28 protein-coding genes are annotated in these 22,856 nt (G+C 70.7%); 16 read left to right on the forward strand and 12 right to left on the reverse strand.

Annotated features, from left to right (window positions below):
* Positions 1–404 precede the first annotated feature (404 nt).
* The 5 genes from D0Z08_RS14155 to D0Z08_RS14175 all read left to right on the forward strand — a co-directional run bounded on the left by D0Z08_RS14155 (position 405) and on the right by D0Z08_RS14175 (position 3,275).
* Entirely contained in the window at positions 405–1,340 is a 936-nt protein-coding gene (locus D0Z08_RS14155) for a trypsin-like serine peptidase (protein ID WP_147381430.1), read from the forward strand.
* Positions 1,341–1,413: 73 nt separating this feature from the next.
* On the forward strand, positions 1,414–1,716 hold the full coding sequence (locus D0Z08_RS14160) for a hypothetical protein (protein WP_118925885.1): 303 nt from the start codon (positions 1,414–1,416) through the stop codon (positions 1,714–1,716).
* A 69-nt stretch (positions 1,717–1,785) separates the two neighbouring features.
* On the forward strand, positions 1,786–2,373 hold the full coding sequence (locus D0Z08_RS14165; protein ID WP_118925886.1) for a mycothiol transferase: 588 nt from the start codon (positions 1,786–1,788) through the stop codon (positions 2,371–2,373).
* Positions 2,370–2,696 (forward strand): 4a-hydroxytetrahydrobiopterin dehydratase, encoded by a 327-nt coding sequence (locus tag D0Z08_RS14170; RefSeq protein ID WP_220454177.1) that lies wholly within the window; start codon positions 2,370–2,372, stop codon positions 2,694–2,696. The genes D0Z08_RS14165 and D0Z08_RS14170 overlap by 4 nt, the downstream gene beginning before the upstream one ends.
* A gap of 69 nt (positions 2,697–2,765) precedes the next feature.
* Positions 2,766–3,275, forward strand: coding sequence for a GNAT family N-acetyltransferase (locus D0Z08_RS14175; RefSeq protein ID WP_118925887.1), 510 nt, complete (start codon positions 2,766–2,768; stop codon positions 3,273–3,275).
* A 141-nt stretch (positions 3,276–3,416) separates the two neighbouring features.
* Here the strand turns inward: D0Z08_RS14175 and D0Z08_RS14180 are convergent, their stop codons facing one another.
* Entirely contained in the window at positions 3,417–4,160 is a 744-nt protein-coding gene (locus D0Z08_RS14180; protein ID WP_118925888.1) for an SDR family NAD(P)-dependent oxidoreductase, read from the reverse strand.
* Between the two features lie 182 nt (positions 4,161–4,342).
* On the opposite strand from D0Z08_RS14180, the gene D0Z08_RS14185 reads away from it, so the two are divergent.
* On the forward strand, positions 4,343–4,702 hold the full coding sequence (locus D0Z08_RS14185; protein ID WP_118925889.1) for an STAS domain-containing protein: 360 nt from the start codon (positions 4,343–4,345) through the stop codon (positions 4,700–4,702).
* A gap of 48 nt (positions 4,703–4,750) precedes the next feature.
* Positions 4,751–5,302, forward strand: coding sequence for a GNAT family N-acetyltransferase (locus tag D0Z08_RS14190; RefSeq protein WP_118925890.1), 552 nt, complete (start codon positions 4,751–4,753; stop codon positions 5,300–5,302).
* Between the two features lie 74 nt (positions 5,303–5,376).
* Here D0Z08_RS14190 and D0Z08_RS14195 read toward each other — a convergent pair whose 3' ends face one another.
* From D0Z08_RS14195 to rimK, 5 genes are all read right to left on the reverse strand, one after another.
* The gene (locus D0Z08_RS14195) at positions 5,377–5,643 is read right to left on the reverse strand and encodes an SHOCT domain-containing protein (RefSeq protein ID WP_118925891.1); all 267 of its coding nucleotides are present in this window, start codon (positions 5,641–5,643) and stop codon (positions 5,377–5,379) included.
* Positions 5,644–5,777: 134 nt separating this feature from the next.
* Positions 5,778–6,119, reverse strand: a complete 342-nt coding sequence (trxA, locus tag D0Z08_RS14200) for a thioredoxin (RefSeq protein ID WP_118925892.1) — start codon at positions 6,117–6,119, stop codon at positions 5,778–5,780.
* Between the two features lie 63 nt (positions 6,120–6,182).
* A complete protein-coding gene (locus tag D0Z08_RS14205; RefSeq protein WP_118925893.1) occupies positions 6,183–6,953 on the reverse strand; it encodes a glycoside hydrolase family 25 protein in 771 nt (256 codons plus the stop codon).
* Positions 6,950–8,185 carry an MFS transporter gene (locus tag D0Z08_RS14210; RefSeq protein WP_245993948.1) on the reverse strand — a complete coding sequence of 412 codons (1,236 nt, stop codon included), beginning with the start codon at positions 8,183–8,185 and terminating at the stop codon, positions 6,950–6,952. The genes D0Z08_RS14205 and D0Z08_RS14210 overlap by 4 nt, the downstream gene beginning before the upstream one ends.
* A 69-nt stretch (positions 8,186–8,254) precedes the next feature.
* Positions 8,255–9,454 (reverse strand): 30S ribosomal protein S6--L-glutamate ligase, encoded by a 1,200-nt coding sequence (gene rimK, locus D0Z08_RS14215; protein ID WP_118925894.1) that lies wholly within the window; start codon positions 9,452–9,454, stop codon positions 8,255–8,257.
* 61 nt (positions 9,455–9,515) lie between these two features.
* On the opposite strand from rimK, the gene D0Z08_RS14220 reads away from it, so the two are divergent.
* The 5 genes from D0Z08_RS14220 to D0Z08_RS14240 all read left to right on the forward strand — a co-directional run bounded on the left by D0Z08_RS14220 (position 9,516) and on the right by D0Z08_RS14240 (position 12,630).
* Positions 9,516–10,010 carry an ATP-dependent zinc protease family protein gene (locus tag D0Z08_RS14220; RefSeq protein WP_118925895.1) on the forward strand — a complete coding sequence of 165 codons (495 nt, stop codon included), beginning with the start codon at positions 9,516–9,518 and terminating at the stop codon, positions 10,008–10,010.
* Positions 10,010–10,966 (forward strand): succinylglutamate desuccinylase/aspartoacylase family protein, encoded by a 957-nt coding sequence (locus tag D0Z08_RS14225; RefSeq protein ID WP_118925896.1) that lies wholly within the window; start codon positions 10,010–10,012, stop codon positions 10,964–10,966. The genes D0Z08_RS14220 and D0Z08_RS14225 overlap by 1 nt, the downstream gene beginning before the upstream one ends.
* A 75-nt stretch (positions 10,967–11,041) precedes the next feature.
* Positions 11,042–11,353 carry a hypothetical protein gene (locus D0Z08_RS14230; protein ID WP_118925897.1) on the forward strand — a complete coding sequence of 104 codons (312 nt, stop codon included), beginning with the start codon at positions 11,042–11,044 and terminating at the stop codon, positions 11,351–11,353.
* 113 nt (positions 11,354–11,466) lie between these two features.
* Entirely contained in the window at positions 11,467–12,138 is a 672-nt protein-coding gene (locus D0Z08_RS14235) for a lysoplasmalogenase (RefSeq protein ID WP_118925898.1), read from the forward strand.
* A 21-nt stretch (positions 12,139–12,159) separates the two neighbouring features.
* Positions 12,160–12,630, forward strand: a complete 471-nt coding sequence (locus D0Z08_RS14240; protein WP_118925899.1) for a carboxymuconolactone decarboxylase family protein — start codon at positions 12,160–12,162, stop codon at positions 12,628–12,630.
* Here D0Z08_RS14240 and D0Z08_RS14245 read toward each other — a convergent pair.
* Both D0Z08_RS14245 and D0Z08_RS14250 read right to left on the reverse strand, forming a co-directional pair.
* Positions 12,623–13,015, reverse strand: a complete 393-nt coding sequence (locus tag D0Z08_RS14245) for a type II toxin-antitoxin system VapC family toxin (RefSeq protein WP_118925900.1) — start codon at positions 13,013–13,015, stop codon at positions 12,623–12,625. The two genes, D0Z08_RS14240 and D0Z08_RS14245, sit on opposite strands and share 8 nt — an antisense overlap.
* Positions 13,012–13,284 (reverse strand): AbrB/MazE/SpoVT family DNA-binding domain-containing protein, encoded by a 273-nt coding sequence (locus D0Z08_RS14250; protein WP_118925901.1) that lies wholly within the window; start codon positions 13,282–13,284, stop codon positions 13,012–13,014. Before D0Z08_RS14250 ends, D0Z08_RS14245 begins: the two co-directional genes overlap by 4 nt.
* Before the next feature lie 98 nt (positions 13,285–13,382).
* On the opposite strand from D0Z08_RS14250, the gene D0Z08_RS14255 reads away from it, so the two are divergent.
* On the forward strand, positions 13,383–14,564 hold the full coding sequence (locus D0Z08_RS14255; RefSeq protein ID WP_182481298.1) for a low temperature requirement protein A: 1,182 nt from the start codon (positions 13,383–13,385) through the stop codon (positions 14,562–14,564).
* Here D0Z08_RS14255 and D0Z08_RS14260 read toward each other — a convergent pair whose 3' ends face one another.
* Positions 14,565–17,114 carry a glycoside hydrolase family 65 protein gene (locus tag D0Z08_RS14260; protein WP_118925902.1) on the reverse strand — a complete coding sequence of 850 codons (2,550 nt, stop codon included), beginning with the start codon at positions 17,112–17,114 and terminating at the stop codon, positions 14,565–14,567.
* The gene (locus tag D0Z08_RS14265; RefSeq protein WP_245993970.1) at positions 17,111–17,860 is read right to left on the reverse strand and encodes an HAD family hydrolase; all 750 of its coding nucleotides are present in this window, start codon (positions 17,858–17,860) and stop codon (positions 17,111–17,113) included. Before D0Z08_RS14265 ends, D0Z08_RS14260 begins: the two co-directional genes overlap by 4 nt.
* Positions 17,861–17,989: 129 nt before the next feature.
* On the opposite strand from D0Z08_RS14265, the gene D0Z08_RS14270 reads away from it, so the two are divergent.
* Positions 17,990–19,297 carry a cytochrome P450 gene (locus D0Z08_RS14270; RefSeq protein WP_118925904.1) on the forward strand — a complete coding sequence of 436 codons (1,308 nt, stop codon included), beginning with the start codon at positions 17,990–17,992 and terminating at the stop codon, positions 19,295–19,297.
* 1 nt (position 19,298) lies between these two features.
* Here the strand turns inward: D0Z08_RS14270 and D0Z08_RS14275 are convergent, their stop codons facing one another.
* Entirely contained in the window at positions 19,299–20,105 is an 807-nt protein-coding gene (locus D0Z08_RS14275) for an ABC transporter permease (protein ID WP_118925905.1), read from the reverse strand.
* Entirely contained in the window at positions 20,102–21,091 is a 990-nt protein-coding gene (locus D0Z08_RS14280; protein ID WP_118925906.1) for an ATP-binding cassette domain-containing protein, read from the reverse strand. The genes D0Z08_RS14275 and D0Z08_RS14280 overlap by 4 nt, the downstream gene beginning before the upstream one ends.
* 142 nt (positions 21,092–21,233) lie before the next feature.
* On the opposite strand from D0Z08_RS14280, the gene D0Z08_RS14285 reads away from it, so the two are divergent.
* Complete coding sequence (locus tag D0Z08_RS14285; protein WP_118925907.1) at positions 21,234–22,484, forward strand: cytochrome P450; 1,251 nt, start codon at positions 21,234–21,236, stop codon at positions 22,482–22,484.
* A 75-nt stretch (positions 22,485–22,559) separates the two neighbouring features.
* Positions 22,560–22,856: a DUF1905 domain-containing protein gene (locus D0Z08_RS14290; RefSeq protein ID WP_118925908.1), complete on the forward strand. Its 297-nt coding sequence runs from the start codon at positions 22,560–22,562 to the stop codon at positions 22,854–22,856.

Below are 22,856 nucleotides of genomic sequence, written 5' to 3' on the forward strand. Positions count from 1 at the left end.
ATCGAAAACCACCACCCGAACCGGGGCGCCCGCGAGCAATGTCCAGAAATGAGCATTCGACGCGGGCTGTGAGTGCCTGACCTCCCGAGCAAATCAGCGGGCGAGATTTAGTACCACAAATTCATTCACATGGGCGATTCGCACTTGCGGCCTGGAGAGCAGGATCTGGTCCACGCTCGATTCTTCTCCTCCCGAAAGGCAACACCATGATGACTCGCAAAATGAAGGGTGGGATTCTCGGCATCGTAGCCGCCGGCGCGCTGCTGTCTCCCACTCTCGTCTCCGCCCATCCAGCGCCCGAAACTTCCGCAGCCTCCAGCGCGGCGCCGACGTCGCAGGTCGTCGTTCATACCGTGAAGGCCGCCGCGCAGAAGGCGGCACGCGCGTACTGGACCAAGGAACGCATGGCAAGCGCCAAACCGATGCGGATGGCGCCGAGGACCGTGTCCGACGAGGAGGGTCTGGACGCCGCAGCGACGGCCGGCGACCCGGGCGCAGTGCCGCCCGTCTCGAAGACCGGCAAGACCGCGGATCTCAGCCTGGTCCCGACGGGGGCCGAGACTCCGTCGACCCAGGGTTTCGCCTACCCGTTCCCCTTCACGCGCACCGCCGTCTCCCCGGTCTCCGACTACAACCACTCGGCGCGACGGGTCAACGGAAAGATCTTCTTCGTCCAGAACGGCGGCAACTTCGTCTGCTCGGGCACTGTGGTGGTGTCGACGAACCGCAACGAGGTGTGGACAGCCGGTCACTGCCTCAGTGATGGTACCCAGACCTTCAACAGCAGCACGATCTTCGTCCCGGCCTACAACGGGAACTCCTCCACCCCTGCTCCCTTCGGGCAGTGGACCGCCACCCAACTGGTGGTGGCCTCGGAGTGGCACAACTCGGGCAACCTCAAACGAGACCTGGGCGCCTTCAACGTCGCTCCGATCAACGGCATCCAGATCCAGAACCGCGTCGGCGCGGCGGGGTTCGCATGGAACCAGAGCCGTAACCAGCAGTTCACCGATCTTGCCTACCCCGCTGGAGCGCCCTTCAACGGCACGAGCATGCAGCTCTGCATGGCTGCCTATGGTGCAGCCGACACAGCTATCGGCGGCTCGGGTCCTGCGCCCACCGGCATCGGTTGCGACATGACCGGCGGGTCGAGCGGCGGTTCGTGGCAGATCGGCTGGGGCGGATCCAGCGGAGCCTCCCCCGGCTTGATCAACGGCCACAACGACTACAAGTACACGAGTAGCCAGCCGCTGGCGATGTACTCCCCGTACTTCGACACCCTGGCCAACACCGTACGCTGCGCGATCCAGCCGCGAGGGTCGACCGGCTGCCCCGCATAAGGAGGAACTCCACCCAGGAGTGGGGCGGCATCGGGGCCGTCCCACTCCTGCATGCGTTGAGCACCTGCGCGGCATGGCGAGCGAACTGCAGATGGCACCCGTCGAGGACCAGGTCGCGCTGACCCTGCAGAGCGACACCCGCCGCGGCGCCGTACTCCAGGAGGTCGCGCGGCTCGAGCCCGAGCTGAAGCGCTTCCTGGTCAAGGTCGTCCGCACCGAGCTCTCCAAGCCCTACGTGCGCCGCGCGACCGACTTCGACATGGCCGAGCTCATCGACGACGCCTGGCCCGGGATATCCGCGGTCATCCTGCCGCGCGGCCCGGAGGACCGGGTCGCCCTACCGGAGCCGACCTCGCCGCGCCACGTCGAGTCCTGACCGTCCGGCGCCGAACTACTCGCCAGTCACCCCTCGCGTCATCGGGTTCGCCGTCCTAACGTCGAAGACATGACCACTCTCGATGCTCGTGACACCGCCATCAGGCCGGAGCCGCCGCTCGCCGGAGACGAGACGGAGACTCTGCTCGGCTCTCTCGAACGGCAGCGAGCAACGTTCGCCTGGAAGGTCGGCGAGCTCGACGACGAGGCGCTCGGCCTTCGGCTGGGTCCGTCGGCGATGACGCTCGGTGGCCTCATCAAGCACCTTGCGCTGATCGAGGACCAGGTCTTCACGCACGCCCTCCTCGGTCGCCCGCTGCCGGCGCCGTGGGACGCGGTCGACTGGGAGAGCGACGTGGACTGGGAGTGGCAGAGCGCCGCGACCGACTCTGCCGCCCAGCTCTACGCACAGTGGCGGACGTCGGTCGAGCGGTCGCGCGCCGCCGTACGACGCGCGCTGGGTGACGGCGGTCTCGAGCACTCCGCCGACGTGGTGCTCGCCGGCGGTCCGCCGAGCCTGCGGCGGCTGCTCGTCGACGTGATCGAGGAGTACGCCCGGCACACCGGTCACGCCGACCTGATCCGGGAGTCCATCGACGGACTGGTCGGCGAGGATCCACCGGCGCACAACCCGACCTGGCCGGCTCCGAGGGCGTGACGGCCGTGGTCGAGCAGATCACCGGCGAGCAGTTCCTCGCAGCAGACGGGGTCGACGACTGGCGCGTGCTCGACAGCGGGGAGGTCGGCGCCGTCTTCGATACCGGGTCCTTCGCCAAGGGCGTCGACCTGGTGTCGCGGATCGGCGCGCTGGCCGACGCCGCCAACCACCATCCCGACGTCGACCTTCGCTATCCGAGTGTCACCGTGCGGATCTCCACCCACGAGGTCGGCGGCCTCAGCGAGCGGGACGTCGCGCTCGCGCGCGAGATCTCGGCTGCCGCGTCCGAGCTGGGGATCGAGGCCGACGCGGGCTCGGGCTGAGGTCACAATCGTGCACGGTGCACGGGAGTGACGACTCAGGCGGTCCAGCTGCGGTCCTAACCTTGCGAGATGCATGGTTCTGACGACTGTCTGCAGTTCCGGCGCGCAGTCGCGGCCGACCTGGAGGAACTCGTCGCCTTCCAGGAGGAGGCGGCGGTCGTCGGTCTCGCCAACATCTTCCCGCAGGACCAGCACCCGTTCCCGCGGGCAGCGATCCTGGCGCGGTGGCGCGAGGAGATCGCTAACCCGGGCATCGCCGTCTACGTCTCATCCACGTCCGACAATCAGCTCACTGGTTTCGCCGCCCGCCGCGGCGACGAGGTGCTCCACTTCGGCACTGCCCTCGCGACGTGGGGCTCGGGGATGGCGTCCGAGCTCCACGAGGCGCTCGTTGCGACCTTCCCGCCCGAGGTCGGCAGGATCAGGCTGCTCGTTTTCAAGGAGAATCATCGGGCGCGCCGGTTCTGGGAGAAGCACGGCTGGGAGGCCACTGGCGAACGGATGAGATCGACGTATCCGCCGTACGCCGTGCTGCTGCGCTACGAACTCATGCTCGCCGACCGCACGCCCGGCTCTTAGCCCACGCTCAGAGAAGGCTGTCACTCTCCGATGACATGACAGCTCCCGAACAACGTCGGCCGAGCCAGCGCCGTACGGTCCTCGTCACCTCCGCGTCGAGCCCCGACGTCAGCGTCAACATAGATCCGGCGAAGGCGTGACCTACCCGGCCGTGTGACCCTGATCGACGGTCAGGATGCTGCCGTGCACGGCTGACGCCTCGTCCGAGGCGACGAACGCGACGACCTGCGCGACCTGCTCGGCCGACATGAAGCCGCGCAGCGCGGCGACGCGCATGATCAGCTCCCAGTCCGCACCCTCGGGTACGTCGATGGTGTGGGCCTGCGGCGTGTCCATGCCGCCGGGACAGACGCAGTTGATCCGGACCGGTGTCCGCGCGTACTCGACGGCGAGCGCCTTGGTCATCCCGACCACGCCGTGCTTCGCCGCGGTGTACGCCGCCGAGTAGGCCTCGCCGAGCACCCCCGCGACGGAGGCGACGTTGACGACATTGCCGCTGCTCTCGAGGAGATGACGGAGTGCGGCCTGGCTGGTGAAGAAGACGCTGTCGAGGTTGACGGCGAGATCGCGCGACCACTGGTGTGGTGTGACGTCCGTGGTTATCCGGAAGTCGTGCCGGCCTGCGTTGTTGACCAGGACGTCGAGCCGGCCCAGCGCGTCGACGCATGCCGACACCGCCCCTGCGCACTGCTCCGGATCCGCCAGGTCGGCCACGTGGGTGGTCACGCCGCCTTCCGCGCTCGCGGCCACCGCGGCCAGGCGTTCCTTGTCGCGCGCCACCGCGAAGACCTGCGCCCCCTGGGCGCAGAAGAGTCGCGCGCACGCGGCGCCCAGACCTGACGACGCGCCGGTGACCAGCACGACCTTGCCTGCGAATCGATCCACCGTCCGCACAATAACGTGTTCTAGTTCCGTCGGCCGGCCAGCAGGACGGCCAGAAGAGGAGTACCGTCAAAGGCGCACGACAAATCCCGAACGAGTTGGACCAGGCTCGACTGGTTGGTTCGGAGCGAGGCCCCAGTCCTTGGCAGCGCGACTCTTCACCGAGCGCCTACAGCCAGGAGCCCATGATGGGCAGTTATCAATACCCCTTCCGCCTTGCCGAACCCCCGATCGCCGTACTGGAGAATGACGCTGACCGATGCGTGGTGCGGCTGTGCGGCGAGCACGACATCTCGACCGAACCTGAGCTCCGGGGACTTCTGGATCGGGCCATGGGGCTTGGTGCACCGGCCGTCGTCGTCGATCTGGGTGGGGTGCAGTTCATGGACGCCTCGACCCTGCGAGCCATCGTCGACGCCAGCAACACGGCGCACATCAGGGGACGCGCGCTCACCGTCCGGGCCGCCGCCGGACCGGCGCTGCGTCTGATCACCATGTGCGGGCTGCACGCCCTCATGGAACGCGAGGTTGCCCGGCCCGCTTGATGGACCGCCTCCATCAGCGGCGCTCGGTCGGGCGAGTGATACTGAGCCATGACCGTGACCATCCGCGTCGGCCCCAGCCCCGGCGACCTCGGGCGCGTGCTCGAGCTGCACGGTCGGCTGTACGCCGAGGAGTTCGGCTACGACGAGGACTTCGAGTCCCATGTCGCCTCGGGACTGGCCGGGTTCGCCGCCGCCTTGAGCCGGCGCCGCGAGCGCCCGGCGCTGCCGGAGCCGGGGTGGTTGTGGATCGCCGAGGACGACGCCGTCGACGAGCTTCGCCCGGATGTCGTCGGGATGGTCGGGCTGACGGTCGAGGGCGACGGGATCGGGCAGGTGCGGTGGTTCCTGGTCGCTCCGCACGCGCGCGGCGGTCTCGGCCGCAGCCTGATGACGACCCTCCTGGTCCAGGCGCGGTCGGCCGGCCTGCAGCACCTGCGGCTGTGGACGGTCGACGGGCTCGACGCGGCGGCCCGCCTCTACGCCAGCCTCGGGTTCCGCCGTACCGAGGAGGTGCCCGGCCACCGCTTCGGCCAGGACCTGGTCGAGGTCCGCTACGACCTCGACGTCGCGAGCGCCGTCCGGTTGCTCGACGGCCGGTAGGGGCCGACAGGCTCGACCAGCTCGAGGCATGGGCCGCCGCGCTGCGGACCGTGCGCACCTGGCTGACCGGTCCGTCACTTCTCGCGGAGCACGGTCCTGCGGGCGCGGTAGTCCTCCTCGCTGATCTCGCCGGCGGCGTACATCTCTGCCAGCCGGGCCTCACCGGCACGCCGGGGCATGCCCTCGCAGCTGCGGCGGCGGAGGACCACGACGGCGGCGATGATCCCGGCGATCACCAGGAACCACAGGATCGGGAAGATCGGCCAGAACGCGGGCGGCCCGTCGCCGTCCCAGCGGTCGGCGGTAACGACGAGCGTGGTGATGCTGTCGGTGACAGACATGGTTGCCTCCTCAGGCTGGTTCGGATGACTCCACCGTCGCCCGAACCAGCGCGCCGCACATCGGACGGGAAGCGTCATCGCCGTACGACGAGAGGCGTACGCCGCCCCGACCCGACCCCGAGGCGTCCGGCCGGTCAGTCCGAGGCGGCCTCGACGTCGAGGGCGCGTACGGCGGCGATCAGCTCGTCGAGCGCGGACGCGGGAAGTGCGCCGGCCTGGCGGAACACCAGCTGGCCCTTCTTGAACGCCATCAGGGTCGGGATCGAGGTCACCTGGGCCGCCGAGGAGAGCGCCTGCTCCTCCTCGGTGTTGATCGACGCGAAGACCAGGTCCGGGTTGCTGGTCGAGGCTTCCTCGTAGATCGGAGCGAAGTTGCGGCACGGGCCGCACCACGACGCCCAGAAGTCCACGAGGACGATGTCGTTGTCGAGCACGGTCTGCTCGAAGGTCTGGGCGGTCAGGTCGATCGTGGACATGATGAGCCAACGGTCGCACGCGGAGCGCTATTCCAAAAGTCATCCTTGCGGACGATCACGGCGTCAGCGCCACCTCACGTTGACGTCGACCGGCCCGCTGATGCCGTCGACGGAGCCGGCGTCGGTCTGCTGCCAGATCCACCACGGCCGGTCCGGCCGCTGCCCGAGGCTCCGCACCCACTGGCGGTAGTCGCCGAGCTCGGCGGCGAAGCCGTACTCGGCCTCGAACTCCGGGTACAGGTAGACCACCGGCTCCCGCTCGGTAGCCGCCTCCACCTGCTCGAGGAATGCCCGCACCTCCGCCAGCAGTACGGCGCGCGGGGGTGGCGTCGTACAGCTCCCCGCCAGCTCGAGGTCGACGGCCGGCGGCAGGTGGCTGCCCGCGCTGATGGGCCCCAGCACCGAGGCGAAGTGCGCCGCCTGCTCGACGCCCGGGGAGCACAGCTGGAAGTAGTGGTAGCCGCCGACCTGGATCCCGTGGTCCTGGGCCGCGGCGCGATGCCCGGCGAAGGTCGGGTCCGTGTACGACGTACCCTCGGACGCCTTCAGGTAGGCGAACGAGACTCCGTCGCCCGCCACCGCCTGCCAGTCGATGGCGCCCTGGTGGTGCGACGCGTCGATGCCGCGCTGCCGCACCCGCTGCTTCTCCGGTTGCGGCGGCCGAGTCGTATCGGTGGTCGTCTGCGTGGTCGTCTGCGTGGTCGTCGACGGCAGCTCGGACGTGTGCGTCGACAGCGGGCTCTGCAGCGGGGTCTTCGGCGCATCTTCCGCCGGCCCGCAACCGGTCACGACGAGGAGGGCGGCAACGACGACCGGCGGCAGGAGGCGCCTCATCCCAGCGCCCGCTCCTGCGCGACCGGCACCATCGCGGCCGCCACGAGCCCGAACCCGGCGGCGAGCGCGAAGGCGGCGCCGTACCCCCAGGCCGTGATCACGATGCCGGCGACCGGCGGCACGGCGGAGGCGACGAGGTACTGGCCGGTGTTCTGGATGCCGAGCGCCCGACCGGACCAGAACGCGCCGGCGCGCTCGGCGACGGCGGCGTAGGCGAGGCCGTTGTCGGCGACGGTGACCGCGGAGGCGACGACGAGGAGGAGCACGGCGAGCCCGACGACGGCCGCCCCGGACCCTGATGCCGCGGCGCCGAGCGCCAGCATCGTCGCGGCGGCGGCCCAGGCGATCCACTGCATCGGCCGGGTGCGGCTGCGGACCAGGTCGGAGAGGTGGCCGGACCCGATCCGGCCGAGGGCGCCGATCAGCTGGGTGCCGGCGACGACGATGCCGGCGAAGCCGGCCGCCCAGCCGAGCTCGTCGACGAGCCAGGTCAGGCCGAACGTCCAGACGACGAACTGCGGGACGACGAGCAGCATCGAGGTGCCGTGCACGCGGGCCAGGTAGCGGTCCGCCCGGTACGGGTTGGGCGCTCCGGCGCGCTCGGCGGCCGGCGGCCGCGGCGGGTCGATCACCAGCGCCGCCACCAGGACCAGCGCCACGGCGGCCGCGACCAGCGGTACCCAGAGCGCGGCCGTGATGCCGTGCGCGTCCGCGAGGAACGCCATCGTCAGCGCGCCGAGCCCGACGCCGAGCGGCTGCGCGCACTGCCGGATGCCCATCGCCAGGCCACGCCGCTCGGGCGGGAACCAGCCGACGACGATCCGGCCGGACGCCGCGTTGGTGGCCGACGAGCAGGCGCCCGCCACGAAGAGCGCGGCCGCGACCAGCCACGGACCGTCGACGAGTACGGCGACCAGGCCCGCGAGGACGACGCCGGTGATGCCGGTCAGCAGCGCGAGCCGCTCACCGCGCCGGTCGACGACCAGGCCCCACGCGACCAGCGTGCACATCAGGCCCGCCATCGGCGCCGCGGCGACCAGCCCCGCCTCGGCGAGGGTCATCCCCTCGCGGGTGTGCAGCACCGGGATCAGGAACGCGGGCCCGTGCACCATCGTCGCGGACGAGGCCTGCGCCGCCGTGCTGACCGCGAGCATGGCCCAGCGTCGCCGTACCGAGACGGTGGCGGCGGGCGGCGCCGACTGCTCGTCGGCGCCCATCAGCGGGGTGGGCACCGGCACAGTCAACGCCTGCCACGCCCGGACCGCCGAAATGATCTCGTCAAACGAGGAGTGAGATCCGTCTCAACCAGCGGCGGCGTCGGGGATCGGCTGCTTGGGCAGCTTCTTCACCCGCGAGCGCCGCTTCGGGCGCTCGGGGATCATCGACCGCATCTCCTCGAGCCTGCCCCAGCACAGCAGCCGGTCGCCGTCCTCGAGGACGTGCCGCGGGCGGGGGTTCGGGATCACCAGCACGCCGCGGTGCAGCGTCAGCACGGTGATGTCGCGCTCGCTCAGGCCGGAGTCGCCGAGGGGCTTGCCCACCAGGTCCGCGTCGCCGTGGACGACGATCTCGGCGACGCCGTACCCGGTCGAGACGCTGAGCCGCTCGCGGACGTCGATGTGGGGGAACGCGACCTGGTTGTCGATGTAGTCGATGATCGCGCCGGCCACGTCGAGGTTGGTGGCGGCCTCGATGCCCTCGAGGCCGGGGGAGGAGTTGACCTCCATCACCAGCGGGCCGGCGTCGCTCTCGAGCATGTCGACACCGGCGACCTTGAGCCCCATGATCTGTGCGGCCCGGACCGCGACCGCCTCGAACGCCGGCTCGATGTCGACCTTCTCGACGCTCCCACCGCGATGGACGTTGGAGCGGAACTCGTCGCCCTGGGCGGATCGTCGCATCGCCGCGACCACCCGGTCGCCGACGACGAGCGCCCGGATGTCGCGGCCCTTCGACTCCTTGACGAACCGCTGGATCAGCACGTTCTGCCGCGTCGACTGCAGGGTCTCGATGATCGCCTCTGCCACCTTCAGCGACGGCGCGAGGATCACGCCGATGCCCTGGGTGCCCTCGAGCAGCTTGATCACGACCGGCGCGCCGCCGACGCGCTCGATCGCGGGGATCACGTCGGCGCGGTCCTGCACGAACGTGGTCGCGGGCATGGCGACGCCGTGCCGCGACAGGATCTGCGTCGCGCGCAGCTTGTCGCGCGAGTTGGTGATCCCTCCGGCAGTGTTGGGCGTGTAGACGTCCATCTGCTCGAACTGCCGCACCACCGCGGTGCCGTAGTAGGTGATCGAGTTCCCGATCCGCGGCAGCACCGCGTCGTACTGCGAGAGCGGCCGGCCGCGGAACTGCAGGTCCGGCTCGTCGCCGGAGAGGTCGATGCCGAACCGCAGCGTGTTGAGCACCTTGACCGCGTGGCCGCGTTGCGCAGCCGCCGCGCGCAGTCGCTGGGTGCTGTAGCTGCGGGGGGCGCGCGAGAGGATCGCCAGCTTCACGTCAAAAGCCTGCTCGGTCGGGGACGGGACATGCAGGCCAGGAGGAGAACGGCCTGCTTGGATGGGGGTTGTGCCGAGATCCCATCTAACCAGCGTCGCTGGCTGGCGCGAGTGGGTGAGTCTGCCCGACCTCGGGGTGGACTGGATCAAGGCCAAGCTCGACACGGGCGCGCGGACCTCTGCGCTGCACGCCTTCGACCTGGAGGAGCTCGAACGCGACGGGGCGCCCTGGGTGCGGTTCTCGATCCACCCGTGGCAGCGCAATGCGGAGGACGCCGTGACGGCGGAGCTCCCGGTCCACGACGTGCGACACGTCAAGAGCTCGTCGGGCCACGTCCAGGAGCGGTACGTCGTGCTCGTCGCGATCCGGATCGGCCTGCGCCGGGTCACCACCGAGGTCACCCTGACCCGGCGTGACGAGATGGGCTTCCGGCTGCTGATCGGCCGCGAGGCGCTGCGCCAGGGGTTCGTCGTCGACCCCGGCAGGTCCTACCTCGGCGGCCGGCCCAAGCGCGTCGTACGACGTCGCAACCGGGGGAAGGGCGGGGCCTCCTGATGGCCCGCGAGTCCTTCGCCATCGGCAACGTCCGAGTGCGCGCCGGCGCCGCCCGCGACGTCGAGCTGCCGATCACGCGGCTGGTCACCGGCGGCGACGTCAGCCTCCCGGTGCGGGTCGTGCACGGCCGCGAACCCGGCCCGGTGGTGTGGGTGAGCGGCGCGATCCACGGCGACGAGGTGATCGGGGTCGAGGTGATCCGCGAGCTGATCGCGGCCCTGGATCCCAAGAAGGTCCGCGGGACGCTGGTCGCAGTACCGGTCGTCAACGTGCTCGGCTTCATGGCCGGCGACCGCTACCTCCCGGACCGGCGCGACCTCAACCGCTCCTTCCCCGGCTCTCCCCGCGGGTCCCTGGCCAGCCGGATCGCCCACCTCTTCATGGCCGAGGTGGTCGCCAAGTGCGAGGTCGGCATCGACGTGCACACGGCCGCCGACAAGCGCGCCAACCTCCCGCAGATCCGCGCCGACCTCGACGACCCGCGCACCCGCGACCTGGCCGAGGCGTTCGGCGCCCGGGTCATGGTGCACGCGCGGCTCCGCGACGGATCGCTGCGACAGGCCGCGCTCGAGGTCGGTGCCAAGGTGCTGCTCTACGAGGCCGGCGAGGCCAACCGGTTCGACGACGAGTCGATCGCGACGGGCGTCGCCGGCATCCGGCGGGTGCTCGCGTTCCTCGACATGATCGAACCCGAGCCGGCAGATGACCTCCCGGCCCGCCTCGAGTCCCGCAGCACCGCCTGGGTCCGGGCCCGCAGCACCGGCATCCTCAACCTGGAGACCAAGCTCGGCGCGTTCGTCGAGGCTGGCGACCGGCTCGGCGGCCTCTCGGACACGTTCGGCCGGCGGGTGCGGCTGATCCACGCCGACCGCGACGGGATCGTCATCGGGCTCACCCGCGCCCCGATCGTCAACGCCGGCGACGCGCTCGTCCACATCGCCTCGGTCACGCAGTGACCACCGCCACAGAGACGGGCGCGCCCGCCGGCTGGTAATTACTACACCACTGTCAATAAATGAGAGGGGGCCGACATGGGACTCAACCCGGTCGGAGAGATCCTGAAGCGCGCGGACAAGACCTTGGCGAGCGCCAACGCGACCCTGACGACGGTCGGTGGCACGCTGACGACGGTCGAGGGCACGCTCGGCACCGTCGAGGGCACGCTCGCCAGCGTCGACCAGCGGATGACCACCGTCGACGCCACGCTGGCGGAGACCAAGGCGGTCCTGGGCGAGGTGCAGGGGCTGCTCGCCGAGCTCGCCGAGGAGATCGCGCTGGTGAAGCAGCTGCCGGAGATGAAGACCATGCTCGAGCAGATCCACGCGGCCGTCACGAACGCCTGAACGACAGCTGGGGCGCGCGTCGTACCTGAAGAAACGGCCCCGGAATGGCCGCAAAATGGGGCCGGAAGTTCAGGTACGACGACGCGAGCGCAGCGAGCCGCTACCGTCCGAGCATGATCCTCGCGACCCGGCTCAAGGCGGCGTACGCCGGCCTCGCCCTCCTCGACACCGCGCTGTCGGCGTCGACGCGGCCGGCCGCGCACCAGGCCCGGTTCCTGACGAAACCGCTGCTGATGCCGCTGCTGTCGGCCTCGCTGGCCACGACCCCGGGCTCGTCCTCGGCCCGGGTGCCGGTGCTCGCGGCGCAGGCCGCCGGCTGGGTCGGCGACGTCGCGCTCCTCAGCGAGGAGCGGAAGCCGTTCGTGGCCGGCACCACGGCGTTCGGGGTCGGTCACCTCGCCTACCTCGCAGCCTTCGTGCCGCGGCGTCGGCGCGAGCCGGCACTCGTCGCCGACCCGCGGGCCCGCACGCTGGCGGCGGTGTGGGCGGTGTCGTCGCCGATGGTCGCCTGGAACGCGCGCCGCAGCGGAATGGCGCCCGTGGTCGCGACGTACTCCGCGTTGCTCACCTCGATGGTCGTCGCGGCCACGCGTCTCGACCCGGCCCAGCCACCGGCCGGGCGCCGCCTGCTCGCCGCCGGCGCCCTCCTCTTCCTCGCGTCCGACTCGACGCTCGGCCTCCGGAAGTTCGTGCTCGACGACCCGAGCCCGTGGGTCGAGGGCGCGGTGATGGCGTCGTACACGTCTGCCCAGCTCCTGCTCAGCGAAGGCGCCGGCCGGCTCTGACGGAGCGTCTAGGCTGCCCGCATGACCGAGCCGACCGCCGTACCCGAGGGGCCCCTCTACCTCGACAAGGCAGCGCCGGAGATCTTCGCCGCGATGGCCGGCGTCTCGAAGATGATCGCCGCGGCTGCCGCCGATGCCGGGATCAGCCAGCAGCTGCTCGAGCTCGTCAACCTGCGGATCTCCCAGATCAACGGCTGCGCCTACTGTCTCGACGTCCACTACGAGAAGGCCGTCCGGCTGGGCGAGGACCCGCGCCGGCTCGCCGTGCTCCAGGAGTGGCAGGAGACCACGCTCTTCGACGACGCCGAGAGCGCGTCGCTCGAGCTGGCCGAGTGCATCACCCTCATCCCCGAACCGGCGGAGCGCTCGGAGATCGAGGACTGCGCGCGCGCCGTCCTCGGCGATGCCGGCTACGCCGTCGTCGCCTGGGCTGCGATCTCGATGAACGCCTTCAACCGGGTCTCGATCACCAGCCACCACCCGGTCAGCTGAGCACGCGCCACCCGAGTCGCTGCGCCGCCGCTCGGTCGAACGTGACGATGTCGGTCACGCCGAAGAGCTCCATCGCGCCATGGATCAGGGCGTCGGCGAAGTCGGCACCCTCTTCGGCCAGGCCCAACGCCCGCACCGCGCTCTCGCCGTCGTCGAACTCGAGCGTCGCGGTCGCGATGAGCCGGCGGACCACGGCCAGGCAGGTCTCGGTCGGATAGCGGTAGGTGCGCGCGAGCACCCAGTAGAACTCGGCCAGGGTGACCTGAGTGATGAATCCGGGTTCGTCGCGGGTGAGCGCCTCCAGAGCGGTCTCTGCCGCGGCGTACTGCTCCTCGTCGTCCCGGACGACGTAACGCACCAGGACGTTGGTGTCGATCCCGATCATCGACCCGCGCTCGGCAGGCCCTGTCGAGCGCTCTCCGCTGCCGCCTCGGCGATGCCGTCGTTGATCTCGTCGATGGTGAGCGGGCGCCGACCCGGCCTGTGCAGGATGCCTGCGAGGTCCTTCATCTGCCCGGTCCTGGCGACCAGCCGGTAGCTGCCGTCGCTCATCTTCACGAACAGCACGGACGAGCCCGTCTCGAGTCCGAGGTCGTCGCGGACCTCCTTGGGGATGGTGATCTGCCCCTTGCTGGTGACGGTCGACGCGGCCAACGACAATCCTTACTTCCGACGGGACTCCTTACTCAAGGGTAAAGGGCAAGGAGGCGACGCTCAAGCCGCGCGGTCGGACCGCCGCTACGGTGACACCCATGTCCCGGCCGGCCCGCAACCTGTTGCCGATGCGTCCCCGCGATCCGGAGGAGGAGGGGCGCTCGGCGAGCACGCTCGAGCTCTTCTTCGACCTGGTCTTCGTGGTCGCCGTCAGCGTGGCGGCGGGTTCGCTGCACCACCAGCTGACCCACGGGCACGTCGTCGACGGGGTGACGTCGTACCTGCTCGTGTTCTTCGCGATCTGGTGGGCCTGGATGAACTTCACCTGGTTCGCGAGCGCCTTCGACACCGACGACTGGCTCTACCGCGTGCTCACCGTGCTGCAGATGGGCGGCGTGCTGCTGCTCGCGGCGGGCGTGCGGGAGGCGTTCGAGGGCGGCGAGCTGGTGCTGGTCACGCTCGGGTACGTCGTGATGCGGGTGGCCATGGTGGCGCAGTGGCTGCGGGCGGCGCACGGCTCCCCACTCCGTCGTACGGCGCACGCCTACGCCGTGGGCATCGTCCTCGTCCAGGTCCTGTGGCTGCTGCGCCTGCTACTGCCGCCCGAGACCGACGTGGCGTCGTTCGTCGTCCTCGCGCTGGCCGAGATGGCGGTCCCCTTCGTGGCGGAGAAGGTCGGGGAGACGCCCTGGCACGCGCACCACCTGACCGAGCGGTACGGCCTGTTCACGCTGATCCTCCTCGGCGAGAGCCTGCTCGCATCGGCGAACGCCATCTTCGACGCGCTCGAGACCGGCGACCACGTGCCCGAGCTCGTCGCCCTGGCCGCGCTGGCACTGGTGGCCACCGCGGCCCTGTGGTGGATCTACTTCTGGGCGCCGCACCACCACGTCATCCGCAAGGCCAACTTCCTGTGGGGCTACGGCCACTACTTCATCTTCGCGGCCGCCGGCGCGTTCTCCGCCGGCATCGAGGTGCAGATCGACGCGGTCACCCATCACACGGAGCTGTCGGACGTCGAGGCGTCGTTCACGCTGACCATCCCGATCGCGGTCTTCGTGCTCGGCGTCTGGGCGCTCGCGGTCCGGCCGCACGCGGACCGGGTCGTGAACCTGGCCGTGCCCCTCGGCGCCGTACTGGTGCTCTGCGACCCGCTGATCCCGCTCCCGTCCACGGTCAGCGCGTTCGTGCTGGTGCTCGTGGTCGTCGTGCTCGTGCGGCACGATCCCCGCGAGGACCAACCCGGCGAGTCGGCCCCCGACGAGATCGTCTCGCCGTAGCTACCCGCCGTCGCCCGACGGAACGATCGCGGAGATCACCGTGCCGTCGGCGCGCTGGATGCCGGCCGGGTTGGGCGGGCCGCCCTCGAGCCTCGGACCCTGGTGCTCGAGGGGTACGACGACCGGCGGTCCGGGCTGCACCTTGACCTGCTCGCCGCGCACGTTGAAGCACAGCGGGCCGGGGCCGTCCTCGACGAACAGCTCCAGCTCGTCCGAGCGCACCGTGACCCGGACCCGGGTGCCGTGCAGCGTGATCCGGTAGACGAGCGAGGGCCACGACGCCGGCAGTCGCGGGTCGATCTGCCACTGGTCCTCGCCCTGGTCCGGGCCGTGGTCGCGGAAGCCGCCGAAGCCGCACACCAGCGCGCTCCACACACCGCCGGTCGACGCGACGTGCACCCCGTCAGCAGTGTTGTTGTGCCGGTCGTCGAGGTCGACGAAGAGGGCGGCGTGGAAGTAGCGGAGGGCGAGGTCGGCGTACCCGACCTCGGACGCGATGATGGACTGCACCACCGCCGACAGCGTCGAGTCGCCGGTGGTGATCGGGTCGTAGTAGTCGAAGTTGGCGCGCTTCTCCTCGGCGGTGAAGTCGTCGCCCTGCAGGAACAGCGCGAGCACCACGTCGGCCTGCTTGAGCACCTGGAACCGGTAGATCACCAGCGGGTGGTAGTTGAGCAGCAGCGGCCGCTTCTCAAGCGGCGTGTTCTCCAGGTCCCACATCTCGCGCTCGAGGAAGTGGGCGTCCTGCGGGTGGATGCCGAGGAAGTCGTCGTACGGGATGAACATCGACTGGGCGCACTCGGCCCACTCGTCCGGCTCGTCGGGCTCGAGGCCGGTGCGGCGCACCATCTCGACGTACGCCGCGGGGTCGTCGCGCTGGATCTGCCACACCTCGTGCGCCGCGATGCGCAGGTTCGCCCGCGCGAGCACGTTCGTGTAGAGGTTGTCGTTGACGACGGTCGTGTACTCGTCCGGGCCGGTGACGCCGTGGATGTGGAACGTCCGGCTGCCCCCGGGGCCCGCGCCGTCGTCGCGCCAGAAGCCCAGGTCGGCCCACAGCCGGGCGGTCTCGACCAGGATGTCGATCGCCTCGCGGGTGAGGAAGTCGTCGTCGCCGGTGGCGCCGACGTACTGGGCGAGGGCGTACGCGATGTCGGCGTCGATGTGGTACTGCGCGGTGCCGGCCGCGTAGTACGCCGACGCCTCGTGGCCGTTGATCGTGCGCCACGGGAAGAGGGCACCGCGCTGGGAGAGCTCGCGGGCGCGGGACCGGCCGGAGTCGAGCAGTGAGTAGCGGAACCGCAGGGCGTTCCGGGCCGCCCACGGCATCGTGTACGTGAGGAACGGCATCACGTAGATCTCGGTGTCCCAGAAGTAGTGGCCGCCGTACCCGGACCCGGTCACGCCCTTCGCCGCGATGCCCTGGCCCTCGGCGCGCGAGGCCGCCTGGCAGATCGAGAAGAGGTTCCAGCGCACGGCCTGCTGCAGGTCGGGGTGACCGGGGATCTCGACGTCGCAGCGCGACCAGAAGTCCGCCAGCCACTGCCGTTGCTCGGTGCGCTGGTGCTCGACGCCCTGCTCGTGCGTCCGGTCGAGGGTCCGCTCGCAGCGGTCGATCAGCTCGCGCGGCGGCACCGAGACGGCGGTGTGGTAGCTGACCAGCTTGGTCAGCCGGATCGGCACCCCCGGCTCCGCCGACACCCGGTAGATGACCTTGGCCATGTCGTCCTCGGAGTGCACCTGCAGGGAGTACGGCGAGGCCGTCTGCAGGTCGTGATCGGCCACCACGCCGATCGTCATCCCGCTCTCGGCGGTGCGGTAACCGAGCGCGATCCGGCCCGGGCGGCCGCCTGAGCCGGTGCCCTCGGCGGAGTGCAGGTCCGGCTCGAGCACCCGACGGTTGAACCGCTCGGCCTTGCGCGGGTCGGTGGCCCCGGGCTCGCTCATGATCAGCTCGACGGCGGCGTCCTGCCGGTTGAGCAGCTGGGAGGAGATCGCGACCGACGCCTTCTGGTCGAGCAGGGTGACCTCGAACGTGATGATCGCCAGGTGCCGCTGCGCGAGCGGCACCATCCGGGTGCTCTTGACCCGGACCTCCTTGCCGCCGGGCGTGCGCCAGACCAGGTCGCGCGAGAGCATCCCGCTGCGGAAGTCGAGCGCCCGCTCGTACTCGAGCAGGTCCGCCAGGGACATCTGGAACGGCTCGTCGTCGACGTAGAGCCGGATCACCTTGGCGTCGGGGGCGTTGACGATGGTCTGGCCGACCCGCGCGAAGCCGTAGGCCTCCTCCGCGTGGAGGATCGGCCAGGTCTCGTGGAAGCCGTTGATGTAGGTGCCGTCGACGTGGGCGTCGCGGCTCTCCGAGTAGTTGCCGCGGAGGCCGAGGTAGCCGTTGCCGACGGAGAAGAGCGACTCGGTGGTGCCGAGGTCCGAGGCGTCGAAGCGGGTCTCCACCAGGCGCCACTCGTCGACCGGGAACCGGCTCCGGTCGAGCGGGTCGGCGACCGGGGGAGCGACGTGGGACGGGCCGTCCGGCGGCGGCGCGTTCATGAGGACACCTCGCCCTGGCCGTCGCCCGCGTCGTCGGGGAGCAGCTCGACCAGGTCGGTGACGACCACGTCGGCCCCGGCCTCGGTGAGCGCGTTCGCCCCGGCGCCGCGGTCGACGCCGACCACCAGTCCGAAGTCACCGGCACGGCCCGCCTGCACGCCGCTGATCGCGTCCTCCAGCACGACCGCGCGGTCGGCGGTCGCGCCGAGGGTCTCGGCGGCGGCGAGGAACGTGTCGGGGGCCGGCTTGCCGGCGAGGTGCCGCTCGGCGGCGATCCCGCCGTGCATCACCGTCTGGAAGTAGTCGGTGACCCCGGCCGCCGCCAGGACCGCCGGGGCGTTGCGGGACGACGACACGATCGCCATCGGTACGCCGAGCTCGCGGAGCGCGTCGAGCAGCCGCACCGACCCCGGGTAGGGCTCGACGCCCTCGTCGGAGAGCACCTTGGCGAAGTAGTCGTTCTTGCGGTTGCCGAGGCCGATCACCGTCTCCGCCTCGGGCCCGTCCGTCGGCTCGCCCTCCGGCAGCGGGATCCCGCGCGCCAGCAGGAAGGTGCGCACCCCGTCGTACCGCGGCTTGCCGTCGACGTAGTCGAAGTAGTCCTGGTCGGTGTACGGCGGCTGCCCGGGGATCGATGCGAGATGGTCGTTGAACATCGCCGCCCAGGCGCGCATGTGCACCTCGGCGGTCGGCGTCACCACGCCGTCCAGATCGAACAGCGCGGCGTCGTACCGGTCCCAGAACACCTCGGCCACGGCATCAGCGTAACGACGCCCGCCCGCGGCGGGCATCAGGGAAGCCTCGGGGACGACTCCGGGTCGGCTAGGTACGAATACTCACGCGCAGGGCTGGGGGTGTCTGGTGGAATGGCGCCCATGGTTCTCCCCCTGGATCTGCTCGCTCCGGTCAAACGCCGGATCGGCCGGTTCCTCCTCGAGCGGACGATGCGCGACGGCATCGATCTGCGGAAGCTGCGCTTCCTCCCCGACTCCTTCACGCTTCCGATCAAGCGCGACGGTCTCGACCCGCTGCCCGCACTGATGACGGCGCAGACCGACGAGCCGGTCAAGAAGCTCGCCACCATGTTCGGGCGGGGCATCTGGCTGGTCAGTGGCTACGACGAGGCCCGCGAGGTCCTCGCGGGCGACCCGGCCGTCTGGTCCAACGACCTCGGCCAGTTCGTGTCGCAGGACGGGCGCGGCGAGGAGGAGCAGATCGGCGGCCTCGGCATGATCGACCCGCCTCTCCACACCCAGCTGCGGAAGTACCTCACCCCCGAGTTCACGATGCGCCGGCTGGCCCGGCTCCAGCCTGGCATCGAGGCGATCGTGCGGTCGCGACTGGACGCGATGGAGGCCGCCGGGCCGGAGGTCGACCTGGTCGAGGAGTTCGCGTTCGCCGTCCCTTTCGACGTCATCTGCGACCTGCTGGGCCTGCCGGTCGAGGACCGGGCCCGGTTCCTCGACCTCGGTGTGGCGCGCTTCGACCTCAGCGAGGGCGGCGCCGGCGCGTTCGGCGCGCAGGCGCACACCCGTGACTTCCTCATCAACGCCGTCCGCGAGCAGCGCCAGGACCCCGGCGACGGCCTGATCGGCGCGCTCCTCCGGGAGTACGGCGACGAGCTCGACGACGTCACGCTCGGCGGCATCGCCGACGGGGTGTTCCTCGGTGGCTACGAGACCAGCGCCAGCATGCTCGCGCTCGGCACCTACCTGATCGCGACCACGCCCGACGCCGGACGGATGCTGCGCTCGGACCCCGACTCGGTGAACAAGGTGGTCGAGGAGCTGCTGCGGCACCTGGCCGTCGTCCAGCTCGCCTTCCTGCGGTTCGCGAAGCAGGACGTCGTCGTCGGCGGCGTCACCATCCGCCAGGGCGACGCCGTGGGCGTGTCGCTGCTGGCCGCCAACCGCGACCCGCGGCTCGGGGCCGACCTCGACACCTTCGACCCCACCCGGGAGCCGGTCCGCCACCTCTCGTTCGGCTGGGGCATGCACCGCTGCGTCGGCGCCGAACTGGCCCGGATGGAGCTGCGCACCGCGCTCCGGATGCTGGCCGAGCGCTACCCCGACCTGTCGATGGCGGTCGCCATCGACGACCTCGACTTCCGCAAGCTGTCCGCCGTCTACGGCGTCGAGACGCTGCCGGTGATGCTGTACGGCGAGCTCGAGGAGACCGCGTAGGTCACTTGCTCGTCGACAGCCGGTACTGACGGGCCGAGAGCGGGGCGAAGACCGCGACGATCGCGATGACCCAGAGCAGGGTGTAGACCTCCGGGTTCTGCATCGCCCACGAGTCCGGCACGGCGATGCTCGGGTCGATGTTGCCGAACCGCTCGCGGCAGGCGAGAGCCACCGTCGACACCGGGTTCCACTCGACGAAGGTCTGCAGCACGCCGCTGAACTGCTCCTGCGGCACGAACGCGTTGGACACGAACGTGAGCGGCATGATCACGATGAACGACGCGTTGTTGACCACCTCGACGCTGGGCACCAGCAGCCCGACGTACGCCATGATCCAGCTGATCGCGTAGGCGAAGACCAGCAGGAGCAGGAACCCGAGCGCAGCGTCGAGGACCCCCTCGCGGATCCGCCACCCGACGAGCAGTCCGGTCAGGGCCATGATCACCAGCGAGATCACGTTGTAGGCGACGTCGGACGTCGTCCGGCCCACCAGCACCGCCGAGCGCGCCATCGGCAGCGACCGGAACCGGTCGATGAGGCCCTTCTGCATGTCGTCGGCCAGCCCGTAGCCGGTGAAGGTCGCGCCGAACACCACCGTCTGGGCGAAGATGCCCGGGACCAGGAACTCCTTGTAGTCCACGTTGCCGGGGACGTCGATGGCGCCGCCGAACACGTAGGCGAACAACAGCACGAACATGATCGGGCTGATCAGGACGAAGACCAGGATGTCCGGAACCCGCTTGATCTTGATCAGGTTGCGCTGGGCGACGACCCAGCCGTCGCCGAGGGCCTGGACCGCGTTGCTCATTGGGCCATCTCCTTCTCGCTGTCGTCGCTCTCGCCATCACTGGCTTCGGCCGCGTGGCCGGTGAGGGCCATGAACACGTCGTCCAGGGTGGGGCGGCGCAGGCCGACGTCGAGGACGGTGACCGTCTCGCGCTCGAAGCCCTGCAGCACCCGCAGCAGGTCACCGGTCGCGCTCCCGCTCACCGCGGCCGTCAGCTCGCGGCCGTTGTCGCTCACCCGCACCGTGTCGACGGCGACCTCGGCCAGCACGCGCACGGCGGCCTCGCGGTCCTCGAGATCGGCGAGGACCACCTCGATCCGCTCGCCGCCGGTCCGCGCCTTGAGCTCGTCGGCGGTGCCGTGCGCGATCTCGCGCCCGTGGTCGATGACCAGGATGTCGTCGGCGAGGCGGTCGGCCTCCTCGAGGTACTGCGTCGTCAGCAGCAGGGTCGCGCCGCCGGCGACCAGCTCCTTGATGACGTCCCACATCTGCTGGCGGCTGCGCACGTCGAGGCCGGTCGTCGGCTCGTCCAGGACCAGCACCGGCGGCTCGGCGACGAGCGCGCCGGCCAGGTCGAGGCGACGGCGCTGGCCGCCGGAGTAGGTCTTGGCCGGGCGGTCCGCGAACTCGGTCAGGTCGGAGCGCTCCAGGAGCTCGCGGGCCCGCTCCTGGGCACGCGCCTTCCCGAGGTGGTAGAGCCGGCCGATCATCACGAGGTTCTCGTAGGCGGTGAGGTGCTCGTCGACCGCGGCGTACTGCCCCGACAGGCCGATCTTCGCGCGCACCCCGGCGGGGTCGGCCAGCACGTCGACGCCGGCCACCTCCGCGGAGCCGGCGTCCGGCTTGATCAGGGTGGTGATGCACTTGACCGCCGTTGTCTTGCCGGCACCGTTGGGCCCGAGCAGCGCGAGCACCTTGCCCTCGGGCACTGAGAGGTCGAGACCGGCCAGGGCCTCGACGTCCTTGTAACGCTTCACCAGTCCGCTCGCGCGGATCATGTCCGTCATCGATGCTCCCTCGTTCGTAGCCCGCCGACCGTTGCCCCCCGACCCGTCACCACCAACCTAGAGACCGCCACCGACAGTCTGATTCATCGCCGGATCTACCCAAAGTCTGGCCGAAAACAGGAACCTGTTCCATCCTGTGCGGATGGGTTCCGAACCGACCACCGCGCGCTACGTCCCCGGCGGTGGCGCCGCGTGGCGGGACCCGTGGCCGTCGTACGCCGCCCTCCGCGAGCACGAACCGGTCCACCACGTCGTCCCTCCGGCGCATCCCGAGCACGACTACTACGTGCTCTCGCGCCATGCCGACGTGCTGGCGGCCGCGGTCGACGCCGCGACGTTCAGCAGTGCCCGCGGCCTCACCGTGACGTACGACGAGCTCGCCCGGATCGGGCTCGAGGACAACCCGCCCTTCGTGATGACGGACCCGCCGGTGCACACGGCGTTCCGGCGCCTGGTCGCGCGGGGGTTCACGCCGCGCCAGGTCGCCGAGCTCGAGCCCGCCGTCCGCGCCTTCGTCGTCGAGCGGCTGGAGCGGCTGCGCGCCGACGGGGGCGGGGACATCGTCGCGACGCTCTTCAAGCCGATGCCGAGCATGGTGGTCGCCCACTACCTCGGCGTGCCCGAGGACGACCGGCCCCGCTTCGACGAGTGGACCAACGCGATCGTCGCGGCCAACGCGGCCGAGGGCGTGGGCGGGGCGGTCGGAGGTGCGGCGGCCGCGACGGTCGAGCTGATGGGGTACTTCTCGGCGCTGATGGAGCGTCGCCGTACCGAGCAGGCCGCCGGCGTGATGGGCGAGGACACGGTCTCCCACCTGGTGGCGGCGGCCGGCGACGGCTCTGCCGACCCGGCGGCCCGCACCGACGCGATGGCGATCCTCGGGTTCGTCTTCACCATGGTCACCGGTGGCAACGACACGACGACCGGTCTGCTCGGCGGCAGCATGGAGCTGCTGGCCCGCCACTCCGACCAGCTCGAGGACCTGGCCGAGATGCCCGGGCTCGTGCCCGACGCCGTCGAGGAGCTGCTGCGGCTGACCTCCCCGGTCCAGGGCCTGGCCCGCACCACCACCCGCGACGTCGAGGTCCACGGCACCGTGATCCCGGCCGGGCGCCGGGTGCTGCTGCTGTACGGCGCGGCCAACCGCGACTGGCGCAGGTACGGCGCCGACGCCGAGCAGCTCGACATCCGCCGCCGGCCCACCCAGATCCTCACCTTCAGCCAGGGCCACCACCACTGCCTCGGTGCGGCCGCTGCCCGGCTCCAGGCCCGGATCGCGCTCGAGGAGCTGGTACGCCGGATCCCTCGGTTCACCGTCGACCCCGACCAGATCGTGTGGGCGCCCGGCGCCTACGTGCGGCGGCCGATGAGCGTCCCGTTCACGGTCGACTGAGGACGCCGCTGGTTGGCCCACCTGGGCGCGACGGCCCGGCGATGAAACCCGCCCCGTCAGACGGTCAGAACCCGCATGAACACTGAGAAGCACGGAGTCGGGCCACTCGACATCACGTTCACCGAGACCCTCCAGCTCAGTCCCGCCAAGGGCGGCTGGACCTACATCGTCTGGCCCGAGTCGGCCAGCTACTTCGGCACCCGCGGCCGGGTGAAGGTGCGCGGGACCATCGACGGCGAGCCGTTCGAGACTTCCTTCATGGCGCTCGGCGACGGCAACCACAAGCTCCCGGTCGCCAACGCGCTGCGGGTCGAGAGCGGCAAGCAGGCCGGCGACGAGGTCGTCATCCACCTGTCCGAGCGGATCGCTTGA

The organism is Nocardioides immobilis, assembly GCF_003515065.1.
Lineage (GTDB): Bacteria > Actinomycetota > Actinomycetes > Propionibacteriales > Nocardioidaceae > Nocardioides > Nocardioides immobilis.

Excerpts from the sequence above, each read along its gene's own strand:
- D0Z08_RS14155 (WP_147381430.1), top strand. The coding sequence starts at position 405 with ATGGCAAGCGCCAAACCGATGCGGATGGCGCCGAGGACCGTGTCCGAC.
- D0Z08_RS14160 (WP_118925885.1), top strand. The coding sequence starts at position 1,414 with ATGGCGAGCGAACTGCAGATGGCACCCGTCGAGGACCAGGTCGCGCTG.
- D0Z08_RS14165 (WP_118925886.1), top strand. The coding sequence starts at position 1,786 with ATGACCACTCTCGATGCTCGTGACACCGCCATCAGGCCGGAGCCGCCG.
- D0Z08_RS14175 (WP_118925887.1), top strand. The coding sequence starts at position 2,766 with ATGCATGGTTCTGACGACTGTCTGCAGTTCCGGCGCGCAGTCGCGGCC.
- D0Z08_RS14185 (WP_118925889.1), top strand. The coding sequence starts at position 4,343 with ATGATGGGCAGTTATCAATACCCCTTCCGCCTTGCCGAACCCCCGATC.
- D0Z08_RS14190 (WP_118925890.1), top strand. The coding sequence starts at position 4,751 with ATGACCGTGACCATCCGCGTCGGCCCCAGCCCCGGCGACCTCGGGCGC.
- D0Z08_RS14195 (WP_118925891.1), bottom strand. The coding sequence starts at position 5,643 with ATGTCTGTCACCGACAGCATCACCACGCTCGTCGTTACCGCCGACCGC.
- trxA (WP_118925892.1), bottom strand. The coding sequence starts at position 6,119 with ATGTCCACGATCGACCTGACCGCCCAGACCTTCGAGCAGACCGTGCTC.
- D0Z08_RS14205 (WP_118925893.1), bottom strand. The coding sequence starts at position 6,953 with ATGAGGCGCCTCCTGCCGCCGGTCGTCGTTGCCGCCCTCCTCGTCGTG.
- D0Z08_RS14220 (WP_118925895.1), top strand. The coding sequence starts at position 9,516 with ATGGGGGTTGTGCCGAGATCCCATCTAACCAGCGTCGCTGGCTGGCGC.
- D0Z08_RS14225 (WP_118925896.1), top strand. The coding sequence starts at position 10,010 with ATGGCCCGCGAGTCCTTCGCCATCGGCAACGTCCGAGTGCGCGCCGGC.
- D0Z08_RS14230 (WP_118925897.1), top strand. The coding sequence starts at position 11,042 with ATGGGACTCAACCCGGTCGGAGAGATCCTGAAGCGCGCGGACAAGACC.
- D0Z08_RS14235 (WP_118925898.1), top strand. The coding sequence starts at position 11,467 with ATGATCCTCGCGACCCGGCTCAAGGCGGCGTACGCCGGCCTCGCCCTC.
- D0Z08_RS14240 (WP_118925899.1), top strand. The coding sequence starts at position 12,160 with ATGACCGAGCCGACCGCCGTACCCGAGGGGCCCCTCTACCTCGACAAG.
- D0Z08_RS14245 (WP_118925900.1), bottom strand. The coding sequence starts at position 13,015 with ATGATCGGGATCGACACCAACGTCCTGGTGCGTTACGTCGTCCGGGAC.
- D0Z08_RS14255 (WP_182481298.1), top strand. The coding sequence starts at position 13,383 with ATGTCCCGGCCGGCCCGCAACCTGTTGCCGATGCGTCCCCGCGATCCG.
- D0Z08_RS14260 (WP_118925902.1), bottom strand. The coding sequence starts at position 17,114 with ATGAACGCGCCGCCGCCGGACGGCCCGTCCCACGTCGCTCCCCCGGTC.
- D0Z08_RS14270 (WP_118925904.1), top strand. The coding sequence starts at position 17,990 with ATGGTTCTCCCCCTGGATCTGCTCGCTCCGGTCAAACGCCGGATCGGC.
- D0Z08_RS14275 (WP_118925905.1), bottom strand. The coding sequence starts at position 20,105 with ATGAGCAACGCGGTCCAGGCCCTCGGCGACGGCTGGGTCGTCGCCCAG.
- D0Z08_RS14280 (WP_118925906.1), bottom strand. The coding sequence starts at position 21,091 with ATGACGGACATGATCCGCGCGAGCGGACTGGTGAAGCGTTACAAGGAC.
- D0Z08_RS14285 (WP_118925907.1), top strand. The coding sequence starts at position 21,234 with ATGGGTTCCGAACCGACCACCGCGCGCTACGTCCCCGGCGGTGGCGCC.
- D0Z08_RS14290 (WP_118925908.1), top strand. The coding sequence starts at position 22,560 with ATGAACACTGAGAAGCACGGAGTCGGGCCACTCGACATCACGTTCACC.